The organism is Halorubrum sp. SP3 (assembly GCF_005435195.1).
Taxonomy (GTDB): domain Archaea; phylum Halobacteriota; class Halobacteria; order Halobacteriales; family Haloferacaceae; genus Halorubrum; species Halorubrum sodomense.
In genome coordinates this window covers 1-526 of record NZ_SGTU01000300.1, presented here as the reverse complement: position 1 = coordinate 526, position 526 = coordinate 1, and the positions used below count along the sequence as shown (strand labels likewise).

The window sequence follows — 526 nt, the reverse complement described above, 5'->3', positions numbered from 1 at the left end:
GATCCGAACGATCGAACAGCAGCTCGGCGTAGCCGGAACGATAGAGATCCGGATCGTCGCGGTGTCGTCCGTCGAGGGGACGCTGGGGGGGCAGTCGGTGAGCGAGACCTACGAGAGCACGATGCCGATGACGGTTAACCCGCAGACGTTCCGCGTGCTGGAAACGAACACCGTCGACGAGCCGGGTCAGCGAACGGAGACGGTCGAGCGGCCGGTCGATCCGGGGACAGACGAGGCAGTCGGGTCGATCCTGCTTGTGCTCCTCGGAGTCGGCGGCGCTTTGGGTCTGGTTTTCGCGCAGCGGAGCGGGTATGCCACCGTCTCTCCCGAAGAGCGTGAACTCCTAGAGATCCGACAGCAGGAACAGGAGTTCTCCGAGTGGATAACCAACGGGACGTTCCCTTCGGAACGCGACTACGAGGCGACGATCCTCGTCGACGACTTAGAGGGGTTAGTCGACGTCGCGATAGACACGAACAAACGCGTCATCAAAGACGAGCAGCTCGGGGTGTGTACGGTCCTCGAC

1 protein-coding gene is annotated in these 526 nt (G+C 62.5%); it reads left to right on the top strand.

Going from position 1 to position 526, the window contains the following annotated elements; genetic code table 11:
* Window positions 1-526 (top strand): DUF5305 family protein (locus tag EXE42_RS18920; RefSeq protein ID WP_241988429.1); only part of this gene is annotated, 526 nt, incomplete at both ends.